We start from the raw sequence: 21079 nt of genomic DNA, 5'->3' as shown, positions 1-21079 counted from the left end.
TGTGATGTCGGGTAAAGTCTCACCATGCCTGGTGTCGACGACATCGCGGCCACGGTGCGCGAGCGTGCCGCGCGTGAGCTGCGCAACCGCATCCTCACCGGCGCGTTGCCCGCCGGGTCACGGCTCGACCTCGACGCGATCACCGAGGAGTTCGCCACCAGCCGCACTCCCGTGCGAGAAGCATTGCTGGAGTTGTCTTTCGAGGGTCTCGTCCGCGTCGCTCCGCGCAGCGGCATCACCGTCATCGGTGTCAGCTCCGGCGACGTGTTGGACAGCTTCACCATCCTCGGCGTGCTGACCGGACAGGCCGCCGCCTGGGCTTCCGAGCGCGTGACGCCCGAAGAACTCGGCAGGTTGCGAGCGCTGGCGGCCGACGTCGCCTCCCGTTCGGGAGACGACAGCATCGGCGAAGCGAACTGGCTCTTTCATCAAGAAATTCACCGTGCGGCGCACTCGCCGCGACTGCTTGCTCAGATCAGGCATGCCGCCCGCGTCGTGCCGACGAACTTCCTCACGCTGTTTCCCGAGCACGAAAAGCAGTCGCTCAACGAGCACGAGGAACTACTGGATGCGCTGGAGAGCGGAAACGCCAAGGGGGCCCGGTCGATCGCGGAACGGCACGTGCTCGATGCCGGTCGCTCACTTGTCGAATGGCTTGAACAGCGCGGAGACAGCTTTCTAGCGCCGACGGTCCAGACTTAGGACGGCCCACCGTACTGCCACACCAGAGAATGCGCGCCGGTCATGGTGGGGTTGCACCACATCGTGCGGCCGTTGGCGTCGGTGGTGGTGGCGTGCAATACGGTGCAGGAATCACCCGGCGCGGGTGCGTCGGCCCGGGCCACACTGGCGCTGGCGATCAGTGCCGAGGCAGCCATCAGCGCCGCGACGAGATATCGAAGTCTGCTCATGGTGGAGTTCTCCTAGCGACTTCACGGTATCCGCCGGTTAACTTGCGGGCAAAAGATTCTTTGCCCCTACCCAAGCCATACGCCTAGAACGCGTTCTAACCTGTCAAACCATGGGATTTCTCAAGCCCGAGCTGCCCCAGCTCGACATGGAGGAATGGAACAAGGGCACCCGCAGCGAGAAGATCCGTCCGATGGCCCGACATTGGGCCGAGGTGGGCTTCGGCACGCCGGTCGCGCTGCACCTGTTCTACGTGCTCAAGATCCTGCTCTACATCCTCTTCGGATGGCTGTTCGCCTCGGCCACCAAGGGACTCGGCGGGTTCACCAACGTCGCGCACTGGTGGTCCGAGCCGATCGTCTTCGAAAAGGTCGTGCTCTACACGATGCTGTTCGAGGTGGTCGGGCTGGGCTGCGGCTTCGGGCCGCTGAACAACCGGTTCTTCCCGCCCTTGGGCTCGATCCTGTACTGGATGCGGTTCGGCACCATCCGGCTGCCACCGTGGCCGGATCGCGTCCCGCTGACCCGCGGCACCACCCGCAAACCGGTGGACGTCTTCCTCTATGCGGCGCTGCTGGTGATGACGCTGTGGACTCTGTTCGTCGACGGGACCGGCCCGGTGCCGGAATTGGGCACCAGCGTCGGGCTGCTGCCGACCTGGCGCATCGTGGTGATCCTGCTGATCCTCGCGGCGGCGGGGCTGCGCGACAAGGTGATCTTCCTGGCCGCCCGCGGCGAGGTGTACGCGGCGATGACCGTGACCTTCCTCTTCGGCGGGGCCGACATGATCGTCGGGTCCAAGGTGGTGTTCCTGGTCATCTGGATGGGCGCGGCGACGTCGAAGCTCAACAAGCACTTCCCATTCGTGATCTCCACGATGATGTCCAACAACCCGCTGGTGCGGCCCCGCTGGCTGAAGCGGCAGTTCTTCGAGAAGTTCCCCGAGGACCTGCGGCCGGGGCGGCTGTCCCGGTTCCTGGCCCACGTGAGCACGGCGATCGAGATGTTGGTGCCGCTGCCGCTGTTCTTCTGCCACGGCGGCTGGCCGACGACCGTGGCGGCGTTCGTCATGGTCTGCTTCCATCTGGGGATCCTGTTGTCCATACCGATGGGCGTGCCGCTGGAGTGGAACGTCTTCATGATCTTCGGTGTGCTGTCGTTGTTCGTCGCGCACGCCCGGCTGGGGTTGGCGGACCTGAAGCATCCCGTGGTGGTGGCGATCCTGTTCGTCGTCATCGCGGGGATCGTGGTGCTGGGCAACCTGTTCCCGCGCAAGATCTCGTTCCTGCCGGGCATGCGCTACTACGCCGGCAACTGGGACACCACGCTGTGGTGCATGAAACCGTCGGCCAACGACAAGATCGGGCGGGGCATCGTGGCGATCGCCAGCATGCCGCAGGCCCAGCTGGAGCGGTTCTACGGCAGCCCGGAAGCCGCCCAGATCCCCATCTACATGGGGTACGCGTTCCGCGGGTTCAACACGCACGGCCGGGCCCTGTTCACGCTGGCGCACCGCGCCATGGCGGGCCAGAACGAGGACGACTACCTCATCACCGACGGCGAGCGGATCTGCAGCACCGCCATCGGCTGGAACTTCGGTGATGGCCACATGCACAACGAGCAGCTCATCACCGCCATGCAGCAGCGCTGCCACTTCGAGCCCGGTGAGGTGCGGGTCGTACTGCTCGACGCGCAGCCGATCCACAAGCAGACCCAGGCCTACCGGCTGGTGGACGCGGCCACCGGCGAGTTCGAGCGCGGCTTCGTGCGGGTCGCCGACATGGTGACCCGCCAGCCCTGGGCCGACGACGTGCCGGTCCAGGTGCTGTCGGAGCCGGCCGACGAGCCGGCCGAAAAGCCGGAATAGGTTCACGAGCGTAACCACACTGCGAGATTTCGGTCCAAAAATCGCAGTGTGGTTACGCTCGCGGCAAAGGCTAGGCGCCCGCCCGGACCTCCCGGGCCGCGGCGACCATGTTCCGCAGCGACGCGGTCACCTCGTCGGGGTTGCGGGTCTTCAGCCCGCAGTCCGGGTTGACCCAAAGCCGTTGCGGCGGCACCGCTCTCAGCGCCGCCCGCAGCGACTCGGCCATCTCGCCCTCGCTCGGCACCCGCGGTGAGTGGATGTCGTACACGCCCGGGCCCACGCTGTTGGCGAAGCCGACCGAGTTCAGGTCGTCCAGCACCTCCATGTGCGAGCGCGCCGCCTCCAGCGACGTGACGTCGGCGTCCAGGTCGGCGATGGCGCCGATCACCTCGCCGAACTCCGAGTAGCACAGGTGGGTGTGGATCTGCGTCGAGTCGGCCACGCCGGAAGTCGCCAGGCGGAAAGCCGCCACCGCCCACCGCAAGTAGTCCTCCTGCTGGGCGCGGCGCAGCGGTAGCAGCTCGCGCAGCGCCGGTTCGTCGACCTGGATCACCGCGATGCCCGCGTCCTGCAGGTCCACGGTCTCGTCGCGGATGGCCAGCGCCACCTGGTTGGCGGTGTCGGCCAGCGGCTGGTCGTCGCGCACGAACGACCAGGCCAAGATGGTGACCGGCCCCGTCAACATGCCCTTCACCGGCTTGTCGGTGAGGGACTGGGCGTAGCTGATCCACTCGACGGTCATCGGGTGGGTCCGCGCGACGTCGCCGTACAGGATCGGCGGCCGCACGCAGCGGCTGCCGTAGGACTGCACCCAGCCGTTCTGCGTCGCGAAGAAGCCCTCCAGCTGCTCGGCGAAGTACTGCACCATGTCGTTGCGCTCGGGCTCGCCGTGCACCAGCACGTCCAGGCCCAGTTGCTCCTGCAGCGCGATGACGTCGGCGATCTCCTTGCGCATCTTGGCGACGTACTCGGCCTCGTCGATCTCGCCGGCCCGAAAAGCTGCGCGCGCCTTGCGGATCGCCGACGTCTGCGGGTACGAGCCGATCGTCGTGGTCGGCAGCGGCGGCAGGTGCAGCCGCGCCTCCTGGCTGGCGCGGCGTTCGGCCGCGCCGCCGCGGTGCGTGCCCGACGCGACGATCTCGTCGATCCGGGCGCGGACCCCGTCGTTGTGCAGCCGCGGATCGCTGCGACGGGAGGCGACGGCGGCGTTGGACGCCGCGATCTCGTCCGCGACGGCGTCGCGCCCGTCACACAGGGCGCGCGCGAGAGTGACGACCTCACTTACCTTTTCGGCCCCGAACGCCAGCCAGCTGCGCAGGTTGTCGTCCAGCCCCGTTTCGGGCTCCAGCGAATACGGCACGTGCATGGTGGAGCACGACGTCGAAACCGCCACGCTGGCAGCCGAACCCAGCAGGGCCGTCAGCTTGGCCAGCGCCGACTCCAGGTCCGTGCGCCAGACGTTGCGTCCGTCGACGACGCCGGCCACCAGCAGCTTGCCGGACAGTTCCGGGATGCCCGCCACCGCGGTGCCGGCACCGGCGACCAGGTCGACGCCGATGGCTTCGACGGGCGTGCGGGCCAGCCCTGCCAGCGCCGCGCCGGGGTCGCCGAAGTAGGTGGCGACGTGGATCGCGGGCCGGTTGCTCGCCGAACCGAGCGCGGCGTAGACGGCCTCGGCCAACGCGGGCGCGTCGGGGGAGATGTCGGTCACCAGGGCCGGCTCGTCGAACTGCACCCACTGGGCGCCGTGCTCGGCGAGCAGCGAGAGCAGCTCGGAGTAGATCGGCAGCAGCTCCCGCAGCCGCTCGATCGGCGCGCCGCCGCCGTTGATGCCCTTGCTCAACAGCAGGAAGGTGATCGGACCGATGACCACCGGCCGAGCGGGAATACCTTGCGCAAAGGCCTCTTTCAGCTCCGAGAGCACCTTGTCGGGGTTGAGCGCGAACCGCGTCGCGGGCTCGATCTCGGGGACCAGGTAGTGGTAATTGGTGTCGAACCACTTCGTCATCTCCAGCGGCGCGATGTCGTCGTTGCCGCGGGCGAGGGCGAAATAGCGGTCCAGTTCGTCGGGGACTTCGCCGGCCCGCACCGGTAGCGCGCCGAGCATGACGGCCGTGTCGAGCATCTGGTCGTAGTAGGAGAAGGTGTTCACCGGCACCGAGTCCAGGCCCGCGGACGCGAGCTGGGACCACATGTCGCGGCGCAGGGAAGCGGCGACGGATTCCAAGTCCGATCGGCTGGTGCGTCCGGCCCAGTAGCCCTCGGTCGCGCGTTTGAGTTCGCGTTTCGGGCCGATGCGCGGGGAGCCGGTAACCGTTGCGGTGAAGGGTTGCGAGGTCACGATTTCGTCCTATCGATCGACGGGGCGCTCACCGCCGCGGACGCGCAGCCGATCCGATCACGGTGAACGCCTTCGGGTTACACCGCACCGGACACGGCCAAACGCCCAATCCACGAGGCGATGAGCCGCCGGACGCGGCGCGCCCGGCACCGCTGGCAGGTCTTCGGACTCGCAGGCGCGCACCGGGTGGTGCTCCTAGTGGCCGTCGCTTCCCAGTCGTGAGACCAGTGCGTGTGACGGCGGTCGTTCCTGCTCACCGCTGCGGGACAGTCCCGGACTCCCACCGGGTTCCCTCTCGCGAGGCGGGTCTAACGTTGCCTCGCTCGATGCCGACGCCGCGGTCACGGCGACGGCAGACCAGCTGCGCAGCGGAGTCTACCGCGTCGACCGGTCCGAGGACCTCGCCACCAGCGGCAGCTTCGGCAGCCACAAAGAGTTCTCGGTGTTCGGGAACCCAGCCACCGGCCAAAAACCGGGAGCCGGCCCAAGATCGCCGGCCCGGTCGAGCCACTCCTCGACCAGCACCCGCAACACCTGGCGGACGATGTGCCCGCCACGGCAACGCATCGACCCCGCACCCAGGCTCCAATGTCGGTGCGCCCTAACGCCGATCACCAGATCATCGGTGGACATGGCGTCGCTGCCGTCCCGCTGGACCGCGGCGATGCACAACATCACGACCACGCCGGGCGGCATGTCCACCCCGGCGACGGTCATCGGCTGGGTGGTGAAACGTTGGCAGCCCTGCACCATCGGCTCCAACCGCAGGATCTCTTCGACGAACTCGCGGATCAGATCGGGCTGACGTCGAAGCGCGTCGCACAATTCGGGGCCGCGCGCCAACGCCAACAGGTGCCAGCCGGCGTGTTTGAACAGGTTGCGGCACGCCTCGGCAAAGACGTGGCCGGACCGCCCGGCCAGGTGCTCGGCGGGCAGCAGCCGCAGGCGCGACACGACGTCGAAAAGGGCACCGGCCATCGGCGCGGTCACATCGGCCACCGCGTCACCGCCACCGGCGGCGGCGAAACGATCGATCAGCTCGGCGGCGATCGGACGGAACACCGCCGCGATCTCGTGCGCTGATTTCGGCGCGAACAGCCGGTCGTGCACCTCGAGATCGCTTTCGGGAAGAGCCCGGGCGCGATCCAACCGGGGATCGTCCAGGTTCGCCAACACCTGCTCCCGCCCGACGACGAACACCCAGCTAGCCCCCGGGTCTCGCAAAACGGGGCCGGCCTCTCGCGCCAGGCGCCAACCCAAGCCGCGGTCCGTGCTCAGGGCGGCTGCCGCCTCGGGAGGAAAGACCGGGCAGTCGCCAAGCTTCACGCGCCCTGTCCTTCCATCCCTATCAGCGAATCCGCCCCGGAAGCCTCCGTGCGCAGCGGAGTTTACTGGTCAGCGAGTGCTTCGGCGATGGGGACGCCGTCCCCCTCGGCGCCGTTGTTGAATTCGATGGTGCGGCCGATGGTGGAGTCGTCGTGCAGCGACGCGGCCACCGCGAGCGCGACGTCGGCCCGGGAGACCTCGCCTTTTCCCCTGCCGATGACGATGCGCCCCGTCGGCTGTTCCAGGGTGAGGTGGCCCGGCCCCAGCACCGTCCAGTCCAGGTCGCTGGCGCGCAGGTGCGCGTCCGCGGCGGCCTTGGCTTCCGCGTACGGGAAAAACGAATTCTCGCTCGGCACACCATGATCCGGGCCCGCGCCGAAGTAGGACACCATCACGAACCGCCTGACGCCGGCCCGCACGGCGGCATCGATCACCCGGATCGCGGCGTCGCGATCGACGGCGTAGGTGCGGGCCGGGTTGCCGCCGCCCGCGCCGGCGGAGAACACGACGGCGTCGTGACCCGCCAGCAGGCCGGCCAGCGCGTCGGTGTCGAGTTGCTCGATGTCGGCCACCACCGGGGCGGCGCCGGTCGCGGCGACGTCGTCGGAATGGTCGGGGTTTCGGAAGACCGAGGTCACCTCGTCCCCGCGCTCGGTCAGGATGGGGGCCAGCCGCAACGCGACTTTGCCGTGGCCGCCGAAGACGATGACTCGTGCCATGACCCGACGGTACCCGCGGGAACGCGGGCTATCTGGGACGCAGTCCCTCGATCGCGAGCTCCATTATTCGTTTCGCCTGTCGCCTGCCCGCTGCACCTTCGCCGACCCGCCATAGCGAACTCATGAGCAGCAGGACATCCGCGGGGTCGAGATCGGGTCGCAAGGATCCGTCCCGCGCGCAGGCATCGAGCAACTGGCCGACCGCGGCGACGACGGGTGCGTATGTCTCATTGATCGCGTCCTGGGCCGCCGCGCTGTGCAGGGCGTCGCCCAGGCCGTGTTTGACGCGGACATAGTCGGCGGCCTTGTAGAACCACATGCGATACGCGTCCAAGGGCGGATGGGCTCGCAATAGCCTGGGCACCGAATTCACCAGTCGCTGCACGTCGTGGCGGTATACGGCGAGGATCAAGGCTTCCCGGGTGGGGAAGTGGCGATACAGCGTCCCCGCCCCGACCCCCGCGCGCTTCGCGATCTCGTTGAGAGACGCCGTGCCCGACTGGGCGAAGGCGTCGTGCGCCACCTCGATGATGTGCTCTCGGTTGCGCAGGGCGTCGGAGCGAATCCGGGCGACACCGTCGTCTGCCACAGGCCGCCACCTCCTCGTTCTGGTCAAAACCCCTTTGCCGCAGCACGAGGATAAGGCGAGATGGCTAACTGGCCGTGGACAACTGGGGTATCCGCTCCGCCACCGCCTGCAGCAGGGTGTCGTCGGAGACGCCCTGGAAGTCGTAGCGCGGTCTGTAGGGGGCTTCCAGCCTGTGCGTTTCGGCTTCGCTGAGCTCGAGGTCAAGCGAGGCGATCGCCTCGTCGATCTGGCCGATGCTGCTGGCCCCGACGATGGGCGCGGTCACCACGGGTTTGGAGCGCAACCAGGCGAGCGCCACCTGGGCCCGGCTCACGCCGCGCCCCTGGGCGACGGCGCCGACCGCGTCGACGATGGCCTTGTCGGAGTCGTCACCGACACCGGCGTACAGCATGTCGGCAAATCCGTCGTTCGATGCTCGCGCAGTGACTTTGGCGTCCGCCCACGATCGCGCGAGCCTTCCGCGCGCCAACGGGCTCCAGACGATGGTGCCCACGCCCTCGTCGAGGCATAGCGGGATCATCTCGCGTTCCTCCTCGCGGGCCAGCAGGTTGTAGTGATCCTGCATCGAGACAAACCTCGTCCAGTTGTTCGCGCGCTGCAGGTGAAGGGCCTTGGAAAACTCCCATGCCGGCATCGACGACGCCCCCAGGTAGCGGACCTTGCCGGCCTTCACCAGGTCGTGCAACGCCTCGAGGGTTTCCTCTAGCGGGGTCGTGTGATCGTTGCGGTGAATCTGGTAAAGGTCGACGTAGTCGGTGCCGAGCCTGCGCAACGAATGGTCGATCTCGGTCATGATCACCTTGCGGCTCAGTCCCTTTCCGTTGGGCCCCGTACGCATCGGATGCCTCAGTTTGGTGGCGATGACCACGTCGTCGCGGTTGGCGTAGTCGCGCAGCGCGCGTCCGAGGATCTCTTCGCTGCTGCCCTGCGAGTAGATGTTGGCAGTGTCGAAGAAATTGATCCCGGCCTCGACCGCATGCTTGATCAGGGGCCGCGATTCGTCTTCGGGCAGCGACCACACGGGATGTCCGCGCTCCGGATCGCCGTAGGTCATGGCTCCGATCGCCAGGGGGGACACGTCCAATCCCGAGTTGCCGAGCTTGATGTATCGCAATGGTCTCTCCTTCGGGGCAACGTAGCGGAGAATTCTCCGGTACGATCGTGAAAGATATCGGAGAGTTCTCCGGTTAGCAAGAACGGAGGAAAATCGAACCCGCTGGACGTTGGTGACGTCTACTATGTGTGGCCCGACCAGGGCACCAGACGATTGGCACCTACCGAACGGGACTCGATGACCGTCATGGCGGACAACTGGTTTCGCACGCGATCGCCGGAGCAGGCTATCCACCTTTGCGAGTCGGCTTTTCACTCACACAAGCTCGCACTGCTCGGCCCGCCCGACGGCTTCGGCTTCAGCCAGCGCCTGATCCACGCCGGGCCGATCACGCTGGCCGATCTGAGCTACGACACCGATGTGTCGCTTCGCTTTTCGGAGGGTCGCGACAGTTACTACGTGCACGTCCCGATCGAGGGCCGGCTGGAGTCGCGATACCTGGGGCAACGGTGGGTTTCGACTCCCGCGACGGCCACGATCTACGGGCCCGAGGCCGAGATGAGCGTGACCCGTTGGCCCGGGGCGAGCCGACACCTAGGGGTCAAGATCGACCAACTCGTTGTCGATACCGCACTCGAAACGCTGTTGGGCCAGCCGGCAGGATCATCCGTTCCCTTCACCGTAACGCTGCCGCTGGCCAGCCATGCCGCGCGGAGCTGGGTGGCCCAGGCGCATTGGCTCAATCGGGAGCTCGCCCATTCGGACAGTCCGATGCGGCACCCGGCCGTGCTGGATCCGTTGGTGGAGAGCCTGGTGTACGGCCTGCTTCTGGTGGCCGACCATCCCCATCGCGAGGCCCTTTCATCGTCGGTCCGGCCTATCGCGCCGGCAGCTGTCCGCGAGGCGATGGACATCATCGAGAGCACGCCGCAATCCGCGCTGACGACATCGCGATTGGCGCTCGACTGCCACGTCAGCGTGCGCGCATTGCAGGAGGGTTTTCGTCGGCACGTCGGGATGTCACCCATGGCGTATCTGCGCGTAGTCAGGCTGCGTCGCGCGCACGGTGAACTGCGCTCCGCCCACCCTTCGGACACCGGTGTCTCCGCGATTGCGCATCGCTGGGGATTCGCGCACCTCGGCCGGTTCGCGGCCGCCTACAAGGCGATGTACGGAGAGTCGCCGCAGCAGACCCTGCGCGGGGCACGATAAGGCTGTCCGGGCAGCGCGGACCGATAGCCGAAAAACGCGCTGTGGGCCTTCGCAGGTCGCTGGAGCGACGCGGCCGACGTAACCATGGAGTATCCGTGGCCGGCCATCCGAGTCGCCAGCTCTACCTGGAAGCGAGAACCTGATGACATCAACCTCGGTCGAGATGGGGCGTTCCACAGCGGAATTCGCCGAACGCGTTCGCCGCAACCAGCGGCGGCTGGTCGCCGAATTGAAGCGGCAATACGACTTCATCGTGTGCGGATCGGGATCGAGCGGCTCGGTTGTGGCCCGGCGCCTCGCCGAAAATCCGAACGTGAGCGTGCTGGTGCTCGAGGCCGGCGGACCCGACGAAGGACCCGAGATCAGCGAACCGGGAATGTGGCTGGCAAACCTCGGCAGCGAGCGCGACTGGAACTTCACCACCGAGCGCAACTGCCACCTCAATGGACGAGCAATCCCGTACGCGATGGCCAAGGTCCTCGGCGGGGGCTCGAGCATCAACGTCATGGTGTGGGCGCGCGGTCACAAAAGCGACTGGGACTACTTCGCGGCCGAGGCCAAAGATCAACGGTGGAGCTACGATTCGGTACTCGCGATCTACCGGGCGATCGAGGACTGGCACGGGGCTCCTGATCCCCGGCATCGCGGCATCGGCGGACCCGTTTACGTCGAACCAGCCGCCGAACCGAGCCCGATCGCGCACGCCGGGCTCGAAGCCGGTAAATCGCTGGGCATTCCAGCCTTCGCAAGCCCAAACGGCAGCCTCATGGAGGCAGCCGGTGGCGCATCGATCGTCGACCTGCGCATCCGCAACGGACGCCGCGAATCGGTCTTTCGCTCTTACCTGTTCCCGCTGATGGACCGGCCCAACCTGACCGTCCTGACGGGCGCGTTGGTGACCCGCGTGACGTTCGAGGGGTCGCGGGCCACCGGAGTGGAATTCCTGCACGACGGTGAACTGCGGCGCGTCAGTGCGGGTTCCGAGGTCGTCCTGTCGCTCGGCGCGATTCACACCCCGAAGGTGCTCATGCAATCGGGTGTCGGCGATCAGACTCACCTGCAGTCACACGGCATCGGGGTCGTGCAGCATTTGCCCGGGGTCGGTCGAAACCTGCAGGACCACCCCGGTTTCTCGTGCGTCTGGGAATATCGCGAACCCCTGCCCTGGCGCAACAGCGGCGGCGAGGTGACTTTTTTCGGCAAGAGCGATCCGAGTCTGGATGCCCCGGATCTGCAGGCCTATCAGCTCGAGTTCCCGTTCTCCAGTGCGGAGAACGCGCGGGCGTTCGGTGTGCCCGAGGAGGGCTGGGCCATGTATGGCGCGGTGGTGCGGCCGAACAGCCGCGGGCACATCACCCTTACCGGGCCAAATCCCTGCGACCCCGTGAGAATCCACGACGGTCTCATGTCGCGCCCTGAGGACCTCAAGGCCGCGATCGCGTGCATCGAATTGTGCCGTGAAATCGGCAATGCGCCGGCCCTCCGTCCCTTCAGCAAGCGAGAAGTCATGCCGGGCAAGCTCGACAACGCCGACCTGGTGCGCTTCATCCGCAACGAGGTCACCACCTATCACCACCAGACGTGCACGGCGAAGATGGGCCACGACAAGATGTCGGTGGTCGACGGTTCGCTGAAAGTTTATGGGGTAGAAGGCCTTCGAATCGCGGACGGATCCATCATGCCGCGGGTCACCACGGGCAACACCATGGCTCCCTGCGTCATCATCGGCGAGCGTGCTGGGCAGATTCTGCGCCACCAATACGCCCTGTGAGCCGACGGGAGGAAGTCGGGATGGAAACCAAACCCTTGGTAGATCTGACGGGTAGCTTGACCACACGGATGCACGACGTACTCGCCGAGGCGATCCGACGCGGCCCGCTGGCGACCGACGAGATCACGGGCGCCACCGTGGTGTTGCGGCAGCATGACGTCGAAACGCTGGCCCGCGACGAGCGGCTGAACGGGATCGGGCTGGCCCTGTTTGACGACATGGGCATCGGCGCCGGTCCATTGCGCGACTGGTACAGCCAGCTGATGTTCACCAACGACGGCGACTACCACCGCCGCCTTCGGTCGCTCGTTTCCCGCGCCTTCACCCCCCGCTCCGTCGGGGCGCTGAGGTCGACCGCCGCCGAGCTGGCCGCCGTCGCCATCGCGTCGGCGACCCGCGACGGCGGGGATCTGGTAGCTGCCTTCGCAGGATTGGCAACGCGGTTGATTTGCCCCCTCCTCGGTGTCCCGGACGCCGACGTCAATGCATTCTCGCGGTGGGCCGATGCCCTCAGCCCGGTGTTCTACGTGATGACTGCCGATCAGATCGCGGACGCGACGCGCGCGATCGTCGAAATGCGCGATTACGTAGATGCTTTGGCGCAGCGTCGAACCGAAGATCCCGGTCCCGATCTCATCACCGGATTGCTCACCGCGGAGGCCAACGGTGAGAGGCTCACGCGCGACGAGACCGTGGCGATGATCGCGAACCTTCTCGTCGCCGGCCACGACACGACGGGAAGTCAGATACCGTGCAGCCTCCTGGTGGCACTGCAGCACCGCGACCGGCTTGCCGGGGTAGCGGACGATGACGCGCGGCTCGCCAGCGCGGTGGCCGAGACCATGCGCCTCGAGCCCAGCATCCCCCTCATTCCGCGCACCGCCGTCGCGCCGATTGAATTGCACGGCACCACCATTCCGGCCGGCTCGACGGTTCTGCTCTGCATCGCCTCGGCGTGCCGGGACGCCGAGGCGTGGCCGTCGCCGGACCGCTTCGATCCCGAACGGTTCACCCGGCCGGGGACGCCGCGGCTCATGAGTTTCGGGGCCGGGGCGCACTACTGCCTGGGCACCTCGCTCGCGAAAGTCGCCGTGGAGGAGTGCGTGCGCGCCGCGCTGGCCGCACGCCCCGCCCTGCACCTGGGGCAGGACCCCGCCAGCATCCCGTGGCGCCGCGTCCTGGGCCGCAGCCCGGAACGCCTGCTCATCGGTGTCGATGAGAGCTAAAGCTTCACCCGGCCCATGATCAGGTCGATGATCGGCTTGCCGGGCGGGTAGGCGCCGGTCAGCGACGCCATGGTGTGCCCGTAGTCCACCAGCAGCGTGATCCCGTTGATGCCGAACGCGGCGGCGCTGTTCAAAAACGCCATCACGTCGCCCATCTGCTCGGGGGTGTGCACCTTCGAACCGGTCTCGTCGCGGTAGTCCTGTGCGAACGTCAGCCACAGGTCGGCGTTGGCCTGCGCCAGCGGGGTGTCGGTCGGACCCGGGCAGATCGCGTTGATCCGGATGCCCTTCTTCAGCAGGGGATAGCCCTGGGTCGCGACGTAGGCGTTGACGACCTTCTTGGAAAAGCCGTAGTGGATGATGCCCTCGGCCTCGTGGGCTTTCACCCACTCCTGCGCCGACGCGAAGTCGGGGTTGGCGAGGAACTCGGTGAGCAGTTCCAGGTCGTTCTCCCAGCCCATGCCGGCCACCGAGGAGATGAAGCAGATCGCCGAGCCCGACGGAAGCTGGTTCTTCTCGAGCAGGCGGTCGATGACGTAGCGGTGCCCGATGAAGTTGATCGCCATCAGGTCGGTCGTGCCCTCGGCGATGCCGGCCGCCGAGAACAGCGCATGGATCGGACCGTCCACCTGCGCCAGCGCGGCATCGATCGACGCGGGATCGCGCAGGTCGACCTGCACCGACTGGGCGACGTCGTAGCTGACGGGCGCGTAGTCCAGCACGATGACCTCGGCGCCGAGTTCGGCCGCCGACTTGGCCGCCGCGGCGCCCATCCCGGTCGCGCCGCCAACAACGAGTGCGCGCTTGCCGTCGTAGCGCAACCGATCGACGATAGTCATGGAAATCCTCTTCTCGCTCACTGCCAACCCGGTTCTAACTGCCCAACTGTATGGGTAACAGTTATTGGGTTTCAATACCTACTTGCCGCGGACCGCGACTCCGCGCAGGACGGTGTCGCGGGCATGCACCAGCGCGGCGCGTTTGCCGACGGCGCGCAGGATGTTCTCCGGTATCCACTGCAGGCCGATGACGCATCGCGCCAGCATCGCGGTGGACGGCGCGTCGATCTGGATTTGCCCCGCCCGGATGCCCTCGGACAGCAGCGATTTCATCTGGCGAAGCCGGGTGGCGTACAGCCAGCCCGGGTTGGGCGTGTTCGGTGGCGATTGGCGCATCCACGCGAGCTGAATCCTGAACTCATCGGAGAACCGATCGAGCGCGTTGACGTTGACCCAGCTGAGCGCGTCCAGCTTCTCGACCGCGGTGGCGTCCGCCTGCAGGACGCTCACCCAACCGGCCTCCACCTTCCTGCCGAAGGACTCCATGATCGAGGCGAGGAGTTCGTCCTTGGACCCGATCACCCGGTAGACGGTCCCGGTGCCCAGGCCGGCCGCGGACGCGATGTCCCGGATGGTGGTGACCTCATATCCCTTGCGGCCGAACTCCGTTCGCGCCACCGCGAGGACGTGGGCCGCCTTGTCGTCGGGATCCGCGTCGGCGTCGTCGGCCCAGGTGTCGATGACGGCGTTTGCGGCCGCGAAGGCCTTGGACCGATTCAACGCCGCGTCGCTGGGCGGCCGGGCCGCCAATCCCGCCAAGATGATTCGGCACAGCAGCCCGGCGACCTGGTCGGGCGGGGAGTTGTGGCGCATGACGGCCAGCCCGACTTGCAGCATGGTCTGGCAGATGCGGTCGGCCAACGTGGGCAGGTCGATGTCGGGCTTGATGTAGCCGCTCCACCTGCCGGCGCGCAGCGTCTGCAGCATCGCCTGCTGGACAGCGGTGGGTGCCTGCTGCGTCAGCTTCATCAGCTCGGGGTCGTCGCCGGGGCCCTCGTAGAACGACATCTGCAACGCGGCGCCGTGTCGCACGGCGCAGTTCGCGATCGCCGATCCCAGCTCGACGATCTGCTCCGAGGCCGGTCGCGAGTCGGGCTCGTCCAGCCGGGCCTGGGCCTCCTGCCCGATCCGGGTCAGGTCCTCCTGATAGCGGCGGGTCAGCTCGACCAGGATCGCCTCTTTGGATTCGAAGTGGTGATACAGGCTGCCGGGCAGGATGCCGGCCGCGTCCGCGATCTCCTGCAGCGACGTCCGCAAGCCCGACGATGCGATCAATGACGCCGCGGTCTGCAGGATTTCGGTTCGACGGGTGCCGGAGTCGTCAGCGTTGTTTGCCCGGGCGGCCGACGGATTCGCGACCTTACGCATTCGTCCTCCCGGCCGAACCAAATCTTTGTTAGAGGCTATCAGACGGTGCCGAAACAAATGCGCTGCACAAAAGCGCCGACGGTGCCCATTCTAGGGCGGCGGGCCGTCCCAGGCGTCGCGCGCAACCACTTCGTCGACGGGCCGCCGAGGAGCCGGCCGGAAGGTGTGCCCGGCGCGCAGCCGGCCCACCGGCAGCAGGCATCCCTGCGCGTAGGTCGGTGGAATGCCCAGCAGCCGACCGATCTCCCCCTCGCGGTGCAGGTGCAACGTCGTGATGCACGTTCCATAGCCGCGGGTGTGCAGGGCGAGCTGAAAGTTCCACACGGCCGGGAAGATCGAGCCGTACAGCGTGACCTGATGGAACGACTCGTCGCCGTCGACGCGGGGCAGGTAGGGCTCGTAGCACGGGATCACCAGCACGGGGACCCGGGCCATGTTCTCGACGAGCCACTCCGTCGACGACATGATCCGGCCCTGCGGCGTGCCGGCGGGAAGCAAATCGGCCAGTAACTGCCCGCCGACGCGAAGCAGATACGACTCGCGGTATAGCTCGGCGATCTGGCCGCGCAGCGCCGGGTCGGTCACCACGAGCCACCGCCAGGACTGCTGATTGGAGCCGTTGGCGGCCTGCAAACCGATGCGCAGGCACTCCCGGATGTCCGCGATGTCGACCGGCGCATCGAGGTCGAGCGACTTGCGGGCCGAACGGGTCGCGGAAAGGAGGTACTCGATGTCCATCAAGGGCCCCTCTTACCAAGGCGCGCACCGATTTCGGTGAGGTAGCGGTCGGGCCTACCCAGAAGTTCGCTCCAGCTCAGCAAGCGCTTGAGGTAGAGATGGGCGTCGTGCTCCCAGGTGTAACCGATGCCGCCGAACACCTGGATGGCGGTGTCGCCCACGGTCGCCAGCCGCCCGGCGAACGCCTTCGCCCGCAGCGCGGCAAGATGGCGTTCGTCGGAAGACGGTTCGTTGTCGGCGGCCCACAGCGCGTGGATCACACCGCTGCGGGCCAGCTCGACGGTCTCGTACATGTCGACGCACAGGTGTTGGACCGCCTGGAACGAGCCGATGACCTGACCGAATTGCTTTCTGACCTTTGCGTATTCGATGGCCAGGTGCATGACGGCGCGCGCGGCGCCGAGCGCGTCGGCGGCGGTGGCGATGAGAACGTCGTCGATCACGGCGGCAACGTCTTTCGGCGAGGCCGTGGCAAGGCGACAAGCGGACGCCCCGTCGAGCTCGACACGAAAACGCTTGCGGGTCTGGTCGATACCGCGCTCGGGCACCACGGCCACCCCGGAAGAGTCGGTCTTCAACGCGTAAAGCCCGATGCCGCCGGGGTCCGGCGCGAGCACCAGCAAGGTGTCGGCCGCGGCGGCGTCGGGCACGCCGGCGATCTCGCCCCGCACCGCAATCTCCTCACCGCCCCCGGCCACCTCGACGGCGGCGTTCTCCGCGTCCAGGAAGCCCACGGTGGCGATGGTGCTGCCGTCGGCGATCCCGGCCAAAATCGTTGTGCCATCATCATTGGCGGCGAACCTGGTCAGCGCGCGGGTCGCGGCGACCGCGCTCGACAGCCACGGTCCGGGGTGCAGTGCGGCGCCGAGTTCCTCGGCGACCACCCCCGCCTCGACCATCGACATCCCGGCCCCGCCGTGTTCCTCGGGCACCAGCAGCCCGGTCACGCCGAGGTCGGCCAGGCCCCGCCAGACCGCCTCGTCGACGCCGGTCGGATCGTCGAGCAGCGCGCGCACATGCCCCGAGACGGGCGCCTTCTCAGCGAGAAAGCACCGCGTGGTGTCGCGCAGCGCGATCTGTTCGTCGGTGAGTTCGAGGTTCATCGGCGGGGCAATCCCAGCACGCGCTGCGCGGTGATGTTCTTGTTGATTTGGGTCGTTCCGCCCGCGATGGTCAGCGAGCGCGACGTGAGGCGGTAGCTCGCCCACGGGGCGCCGGTGCTGTGGCTGCCGAGCACGTCGAACGCCAGCGCGGCCATGTCCTGTCCGATCTCACCCCACACGGTCTTGGCCAGGCTGGCCGAGGCGAACGGGTCGCCGCCGTGCAGCGTGGCGGAGATCGACCGCTGGCACAGCACCTCGAGATACTTGATGCGGACGGCGATTTCGCCGAGCCGCCGCAGTATCACCGGGTCGTCCAGCGCGTCGCTTTGGGCGGCGAAGTCGTCCACCAGCTCTTCCAGCCGCACCTGCATCTCGGCGTACAGCCGCGCCGCGCCGGCGCGCTCGTGGCTCAGGGTGGTGGTGGCCACCTGCCAGCCGGCGTTCAGCGGCCCGAGCAACGCGTCGGCCGGCACGCGGACGTCGTGAAAGAACACCTCGGCGAAATCGGTGTCGCCGTTGAGCGTTACGAGTGGGCGCACCTCGATGCCGGGCAGCGACATGTCGACGATGAGGCAGGAGATCCCCTTGTGCTTCGGGGCGTCGGGATCGGTGCGCACGTACAGCTGACACCAGTCCGCGCGATGCCCGAGCGAGGTCCAGATCTTCTGGCCGTTGACGACGAAGTGGTCGCCGTCCCGCACCGCTCGCGTGCGCAGCGCGGCGAGATCGGATCCGGCCTCGGGTTCCGACATTCCCTGGCACCAGATGTCGTCGGCGCGCATCATGCGGGGGAGCAGCGTCGTCTTTTGCTCTTCGGTGCCGTACTGCATGATCGCGGGCGCGATGTTGTTCATCCCAATGACGTTGAGCGGCATGGGCGCCCGCGCGCGGGTGGTTTCCTCGGTGTAGACCAGTTGCTCGAGCACGGTCGCGCCGCGGCCGCCGTATTCGCGTGGCCAGGATACGGCGGCCCACCCCGCGTCGGCCATCGTCGCGCTCCACGCCCGCAGCAACTCGATCCCCGCGTCGTCGCGCCCCGCGGGCCGGCGGGCGGCCACCAGCTCGTCGGTCAGGTTCGCCGACAGCCAATCGCGCAGCTCGGTGCGGAACTGTTCGGCTTCCGGGGGGTAGGAGAAGTCCATTTTTCCGGACACTACGTTGGAGCAGATATTAGGTCAACTAGGCGTTAGCGGGCGTCGCGCTGATGTCCCGCCGCTCACAGGTTCAGCGCGTACAGCCGGCCGAGTCCGACGACGGCGCCGGCGACGACGGCGACCCGGTCGGTGAAGTCAATCATGGTGCGCTCCTTGGCAAGTGGAACCGGCCTCTTGGCCTGATTGACCGCAGCTGGAACCGGACCCTACGCTGGAACAGATATTTGGTCAACAAGCTCGACTGATGCGGGGGTCGATGGCAAACGACACGCGATTGCAGGCCCTCGGCATGTTCGCGTCCGCGCTCGCGGGCCGGGCCGTGGCGGTCGCCGAACTGCGACCGGGTGAACCCGCGTGGACGGACGGCGAGACGATCCACGTCGACGCCGCGCGCGATCTCAACGGGATCGCCGTGCAGGCCTCGATGATCGCGGCCGGCAGCCTGGACGCCGATGTGGTGCGTTGCCTGGTCCGCCGTCCCCGGCTGGCCAGGCGCTACCTGGCGGTCGAGGGCCACCGTGCGCTGATCGCCAACGCCCAACTGCTGCCTGGCATGTTGGCGTCGTTGGGAAACCGCGACATCGCGAGCCGCAGCGACTCCCCCGCCGCGTCGCTGAGGATCGCCGGGGGGCGGGCGGCGGTCGACGACCCGCCGCCGGAGTTCGGAGTGATCCGCCCCGCCAAGGTGATGGCGAGGTCGTCGCGCGCGGCCAAACAAGAAGCAAACCAGGGGCACGTCCCGCGCCGCCAAGCGGGGGAACTCGCCGAACTGGACGACGCGCAGCTCGACGATTCCGACGACCCCGACCTGTTCACCAGCCCCGTCGGCGGGGGCGGCTTCATCGGCAAGTGGCTGAAGAAGATGCTGTCGTCCGCGCGCAAGACCGGCAGCGGAGGTGGACCGCCCGGCGCGGATACCCCGACGCACCGGACCAACTCGGTCAATCGCGGCGTGCACGCCGTATCGTCGCTGGCGTCGACGTCGGGCGATGAGATCGACGGCGACGACGCCAAACCCGCCGACGGCGTGAAGTATCCCGAATGGGATTTCGCGCACAAGAGCTACCGACCCGCGTGGTGCACCGTGCGTGAGGTCGAGCCGACGATCAGGGAACCGGCGACCCAGGCCATCGAAGCGGCGATCGGTGTGCGCCGCCCGCTGTCCCGGCTCGGGATGGGCCTGCACCGCCGCCACCGGCAGTCGCAGGGCGACGACATCGACATCGACGCCGCGGTGGAGGCCCGGGTGGAGGCGCTGGCCGGGGCGGTGCCCGACGAGGCGGTCTACCTGGACAGCCTGCGCCGCCGGCGGGACCTGTCGGTGCTGCTCCTGCTCGACGTGTCCGGATCGGCGGCCGAGCCCGGCACGGTCGGGCGGACTGTGCACGAACAACAGCGTGCGGCGGTCGCCAACCTCGCCGTCGCGCTGCACGACCTTGGCGACCGCGTCGCGCTGTACGCCTATTACTCGCAGGGCCGGCGCGCGGTGAGCATGGTGCCCGTCAAGCGGTTCGACGAGCGCCTCGACTCCCTGGTCATGAGGCGGCTCAACAGCCTGGAGCCCGGCGCCTACTCCCGCCTCGGTGCGGCCATCCGGCACGGTGCGGCGGTCCTCGAGGCGCGCGGGGGTACGTCACGGCGGCTGCTGGTGGTGCTGTCCGACGGGCTGGCCTACGACCACGGATACGAGCGCCCCTACGGCGCCGCCGACGCTCGCCGCGCCTTGACCGAAGCCCGCCGCCGCGGCGCCGGCTGCGTGTGCCTGACCATCGGTGCCGGCACCGACACGCGATCGCTGCGCAGGGTCTTCGGCAGCACCGCGCACGCGACGATCGCGCGCCCGGAGCAACTCCCCGGCGTCATCGGACCGCTGTTCCGGTCGGCGCTGCGCTCGGCCGAGGTCCGCCGCCGGGCGGCCGCGACCGCGCGCCCGTTCGTTGAAACAAACATCTGTTCCGGATAGGCTGCGGTTCGAGGAGAAGGGAAGCTATGCCCAACGAGCCCGGTGTTGGTTACCGGAACGGCGCGACCCCCGAGGCCGAGATGGCGCGGCCCTACTACAAGGCGATCGGCGGCGAAGAGGCCGTCTTCAAGGCGGCGTACCGCCAAGGGCTGTCGCTCCTCCTGAAGGGGCCGACGGGTTGCGGCAAGACGCGATTCGTCGAGGCCATGGCCTACGACCTCGGCCGGCCGCTGATCACCGTCGCCTGTCATGACGACCTCACCACCGCGGACCTCGTCGGCCGGTACCTGTTGCAGGGCGACGAGACGGTGTGGGTGGACGGGCCGCTGACCCGCGCGGTGCGCGAGGGGGCGATCTGCTATCTCGACGAGGTGGTGGAGGCGCGGCAGGACACCACCGTGGTGCTGCACCCGCTCGCCGACCACCGTCGCCAGCTGCCCATCGAGCGTCTCGGGGTCACGCTGGACGCGGCGCCCGGCTTCGGCCTGGTGGTGTCGTACAACCCCGGCTATCAAAGCGTGCTCAAGGACCTCAAGGACTCGACACGTCAGCGGATGGTCGCCATCGAATTCGGCTTCCCCGCAGCCGATGTCGAGGAGTCGATCGTTGCGCACGAGGCCGGCGTCGACGGTGCCACGGCGGCCGAACTGGTGCGTTTCGGGCAGGCCATCCGCCGGCTGGAAACCGGTGGGCTGCGCGAGGTCGCGTCGACGCGCGTGCTGATCGCGGCGGCCCGGCTGGTGGCAGAGGGTCTGACGACACGCGAGGCGGCCCGGGCCGCGATCGCCGGGCCGCTGACCGACGACGCCGCGGTGGGGCAGGGCCTCGGCGAGATGATCGACATCTATCTGGGTGGGCCCGACGGGCGCCATGATTGACGCTGCCCAGGGCCATGACTAG

The 21079-nt window shown here is 67.9% G+C and carries 18 protein-coding genes and 1 riboswitch; of the genes, 7 read left to right on the top strand and 11 right to left on the bottom strand.

Annotated elements, in window-relative coordinates; translation table 11 throughout:
- The first annotated feature begins 24 nt into the window (after nucleotides 1–24).
- Nucleotides 25–702: a GntR family transcriptional regulator gene (locus tag AC5Y4S_RS11545; protein ID WP_500032737.1), complete on the top strand. Its 678-nt coding sequence runs from the start codon at nucleotides 25–27 to the stop codon at nucleotides 700–702.
- Here AC5Y4S_RS11545 and AC5Y4S_RS11540 read toward each other — a convergent pair.
- Nucleotides 699–911, bottom strand: a complete 213-nt coding sequence (locus AC5Y4S_RS11540; protein WP_500032736.1) for a hypothetical protein — start codon at nucleotides 909–911, stop codon at nucleotides 699–701. The genes AC5Y4S_RS11545 and AC5Y4S_RS11540 overlap by 4 nt on opposite strands.
- 110 nt (nucleotides 912–1021) lie before the next feature.
- On the opposite strand from AC5Y4S_RS11540, the gene AC5Y4S_RS11535 reads away from it, so the two are divergent.
- Nucleotides 1022–2776: a DUF3556 domain-containing protein gene (locus tag AC5Y4S_RS11535; RefSeq protein ID WP_500032735.1), complete on the top strand. Its 1755-nt coding sequence runs from the start codon at nucleotides 1022–1024 to the stop codon at nucleotides 2774–2776.
- A gap of 70 nt (nucleotides 2777–2846) precedes the next feature.
- On the opposite strand, the gene metE is transcribed toward AC5Y4S_RS11535, so the two are convergent.
- From metE to AC5Y4S_RS11510, 5 genes are all read right to left on the bottom strand, one after another.
- Complete coding sequence (gene metE, locus AC5Y4S_RS11530; RefSeq protein WP_500032734.1) at nucleotides 2847–5117, bottom strand: 5-methyltetrahydropteroyltriglutamate--homocysteine S-methyltransferase; 2271 nt, start codon at nucleotides 5115–5117, stop codon at nucleotides 2847–2849.
- Nucleotides 5118–5274: 157 nt separating this feature from the next.
- Nucleotides 5275–5411, bottom strand: a riboswitch (cobalamin riboswitch).
- An 81-nt stretch (nucleotides 5412–5492) separates the two neighbouring features.
- A complete protein-coding gene (locus AC5Y4S_RS11525; RefSeq protein ID WP_500032732.1) occupies nucleotides 5493–6443 on the bottom strand; it encodes a cytochrome P450 in 951 nt (316 codons plus the stop codon).
- A 62-nt stretch (nucleotides 6444–6505) separates the two neighbouring features.
- Nucleotides 6506–7162, bottom strand: coding sequence for an SDR family oxidoreductase (locus AC5Y4S_RS11520; protein WP_500032730.1), 657 nt, complete (start codon nucleotides 7160–7162; stop codon nucleotides 6506–6508).
- Between the two features lie 28 nt (nucleotides 7163–7190).
- A complete protein-coding gene (locus AC5Y4S_RS11515; RefSeq protein WP_500032728.1) occupies nucleotides 7191–7751 on the bottom strand; it encodes a TetR/AcrR family transcriptional regulator in 561 nt (186 codons plus the stop codon).
- A gap of 64 nt (nucleotides 7752–7815) precedes the next feature.
- Entirely contained in the window at nucleotides 7816–8865 is a 1050-nt protein-coding gene (locus AC5Y4S_RS11510) for an aldo/keto reductase (RefSeq protein ID WP_500032727.1), read from the bottom strand.
- A gap of 177 nt (nucleotides 8866–9042) precedes the next feature.
- Between AC5Y4S_RS11510 and AC5Y4S_RS11505 the strand changes: the two genes are divergently transcribed.
- From AC5Y4S_RS11505 to AC5Y4S_RS11495, 3 genes are all read left to right on the top strand, one after another.
- Nucleotides 9043–10017 (top strand): AraC family transcriptional regulator, encoded by a 975-nt coding sequence (locus AC5Y4S_RS11505; protein ID WP_500032726.1) that lies wholly within the window; start codon nucleotides 9043–9045, stop codon nucleotides 10015–10017.
- A 163-nt stretch (nucleotides 10018–10180) separates the two neighbouring features.
- Complete coding sequence (locus tag AC5Y4S_RS11500) at nucleotides 10181–11788, top strand: GMC family oxidoreductase (protein WP_500033297.1); 1608 nt, start codon at nucleotides 10181–10183, stop codon at nucleotides 11786–11788.
- A gap of 20 nt (nucleotides 11789–11808) precedes the next feature.
- Nucleotides 11809–13014 (top strand): cytochrome P450, encoded by a 1206-nt coding sequence (locus tag AC5Y4S_RS11495; RefSeq protein ID WP_500032725.1) that lies wholly within the window; start codon nucleotides 11809–11811, stop codon nucleotides 13012–13014.
- Here the strand turns inward: AC5Y4S_RS11495 and AC5Y4S_RS11490 are convergent.
- From AC5Y4S_RS11490 to AC5Y4S_RS11470, 5 genes are all read right to left on the bottom strand, one after another.
- The gene (locus AC5Y4S_RS11490; protein ID WP_500032723.1) at nucleotides 13011–13853 is read right to left on the bottom strand and encodes an SDR family oxidoreductase; all 843 of its coding nucleotides are present in this window, start codon (nucleotides 13851–13853) and stop codon (nucleotides 13011–13013) included. The genes AC5Y4S_RS11495 and AC5Y4S_RS11490 overlap by 4 nt on opposite strands.
- A 78-nt stretch (nucleotides 13854–13931) precedes the next feature.
- On the bottom strand, nucleotides 13932–15221 hold the full coding sequence (locus AC5Y4S_RS11485; RefSeq protein ID WP_500032722.1) for a TetR/AcrR family transcriptional regulator: 1290 nt from the start codon (nucleotides 15219–15221) through the stop codon (nucleotides 13932–13934).
- A gap of 90 nt (nucleotides 15222–15311) precedes the next feature.
- Entirely contained in the window at nucleotides 15312–15959 is a 648-nt protein-coding gene (locus AC5Y4S_RS11480; protein ID WP_500032721.1) for a nitroreductase family protein, read from the bottom strand.
- Nucleotides 15959–17062, bottom strand: coding sequence for an acyl-CoA dehydrogenase family protein (locus AC5Y4S_RS11475; RefSeq protein WP_500032720.1), 1104 nt, complete (start codon nucleotides 17060–17062; stop codon nucleotides 15959–15961). Before AC5Y4S_RS11475 ends, AC5Y4S_RS11480 begins: the two co-directional genes overlap by 1 nt.
- Nucleotides 17059–18204: an acyl-CoA dehydrogenase family protein gene (locus AC5Y4S_RS11470; protein ID WP_500032717.1), complete on the bottom strand. Its 1146-nt coding sequence runs from the start codon at nucleotides 18202–18204 to the stop codon at nucleotides 17059–17061. Before AC5Y4S_RS11470 ends, AC5Y4S_RS11475 begins: the two co-directional genes overlap by 4 nt.
- Before the next feature lie 268 nt (nucleotides 18205–18472).
- On the opposite strand from AC5Y4S_RS11470, the gene AC5Y4S_RS11465 reads away from it, so the two are divergent.
- Nucleotides 18473–20179 (top strand): nitric oxide reductase activation protein NorD, encoded by a 1707-nt coding sequence (locus AC5Y4S_RS11465; protein WP_500032715.1) that lies wholly within the window; start codon nucleotides 18473–18475, stop codon nucleotides 20177–20179.
- Nucleotides 20180–20205: 26 nt separating this feature from the next.
- A complete protein-coding gene (locus AC5Y4S_RS11460) occupies nucleotides 20206–21057 on the top strand; it encodes a CbbQ/NirQ/NorQ/GpvN family protein (protein WP_500032712.1) in 852 nt (283 codons plus the stop codon).
- Nucleotides 21058–21079: the final 22 nt, after the last annotated feature.

The organism is Mycobacterium sp. NGS64 (genome assembly GCF_059812245.1).
This window is presented reverse-complemented; position numbering and strand designations above follow the sequence as displayed.

Excerpts from the sequence above, each read along its gene's own strand:
- AC5Y4S_RS11495 (WP_500032725.1), top strand. The coding sequence starts at position 11,809 with ATGGAAACCAAACCCTTGGTAGATCTGACGGGTAGCTTGACCACACGG.
- AC5Y4S_RS11490 (WP_500032723.1), bottom strand. The coding sequence starts at position 13,853 with ATGACTATCGTCGATCGGTTGCGCTACGACGGCAAGCGCGCACTCGTT.
- AC5Y4S_RS11485 (WP_500032722.1), bottom strand. The coding sequence starts at position 15,221 with ATGCGTAAGGTCGCGAATCCGTCGGCCGCCCGGGCAAACAACGCTGAC.
- AC5Y4S_RS11520 (WP_500032730.1), bottom strand. The coding sequence starts at position 7,162 with ATGGCACGAGTCATCGTCTTCGGCGGCCACGGCAAAGTCGCGTTGCGG.
- AC5Y4S_RS11460 (WP_500032712.1), top strand. The coding sequence starts at position 20,206 with ATGCCCAACGAGCCCGGTGTTGGTTACCGGAACGGCGCGACCCCCGAG.
- AC5Y4S_RS11470 (WP_500032717.1), bottom strand. The coding sequence starts at position 18,204 with ATGGACTTCTCCTACCCCCCGGAAGCCGAACAGTTCCGCACCGAGCTG.
- AC5Y4S_RS11480 (WP_500032721.1), bottom strand. The coding sequence starts at position 15,959 with ATGGACATCGAGTACCTCCTTTCCGCGACCCGTTCGGCCCGCAAGTCG.
- AC5Y4S_RS11475 (WP_500032720.1), bottom strand. The coding sequence starts at position 17,062 with ATGAACCTCGAACTCACCGACGAACAGATCGCGCTGCGCGACACCACG.
- AC5Y4S_RS11535 (WP_500032735.1), top strand. The coding sequence starts at position 1,022 with ATGGGATTTCTCAAGCCCGAGCTGCCCCAGCTCGACATGGAGGAATGG.
- AC5Y4S_RS11505 (WP_500032726.1), top strand. The coding sequence starts at position 9,043 with ATGACCGTCATGGCGGACAACTGGTTTCGCACGCGATCGCCGGAGCAG.
- AC5Y4S_RS11465 (WP_500032715.1), top strand. The coding sequence starts at position 18,473 with ATGGCAAACGACACGCGATTGCAGGCCCTCGGCATGTTCGCGTCCGCG.
- AC5Y4S_RS11545 (WP_500032737.1), top strand. The coding sequence starts at position 25 with ATGCCTGGTGTCGACGACATCGCGGCCACGGTGCGCGAGCGTGCCGCG.
- AC5Y4S_RS11500 (WP_500033297.1), top strand. The coding sequence starts at position 10,181 with ATGGGGCGTTCCACAGCGGAATTCGCCGAACGCGTTCGCCGCAACCAG.
- AC5Y4S_RS11540 (WP_500032736.1), bottom strand. The coding sequence starts at position 911 with ATGAGCAGACTTCGATATCTCGTCGCGGCGCTGATGGCTGCCTCGGCA.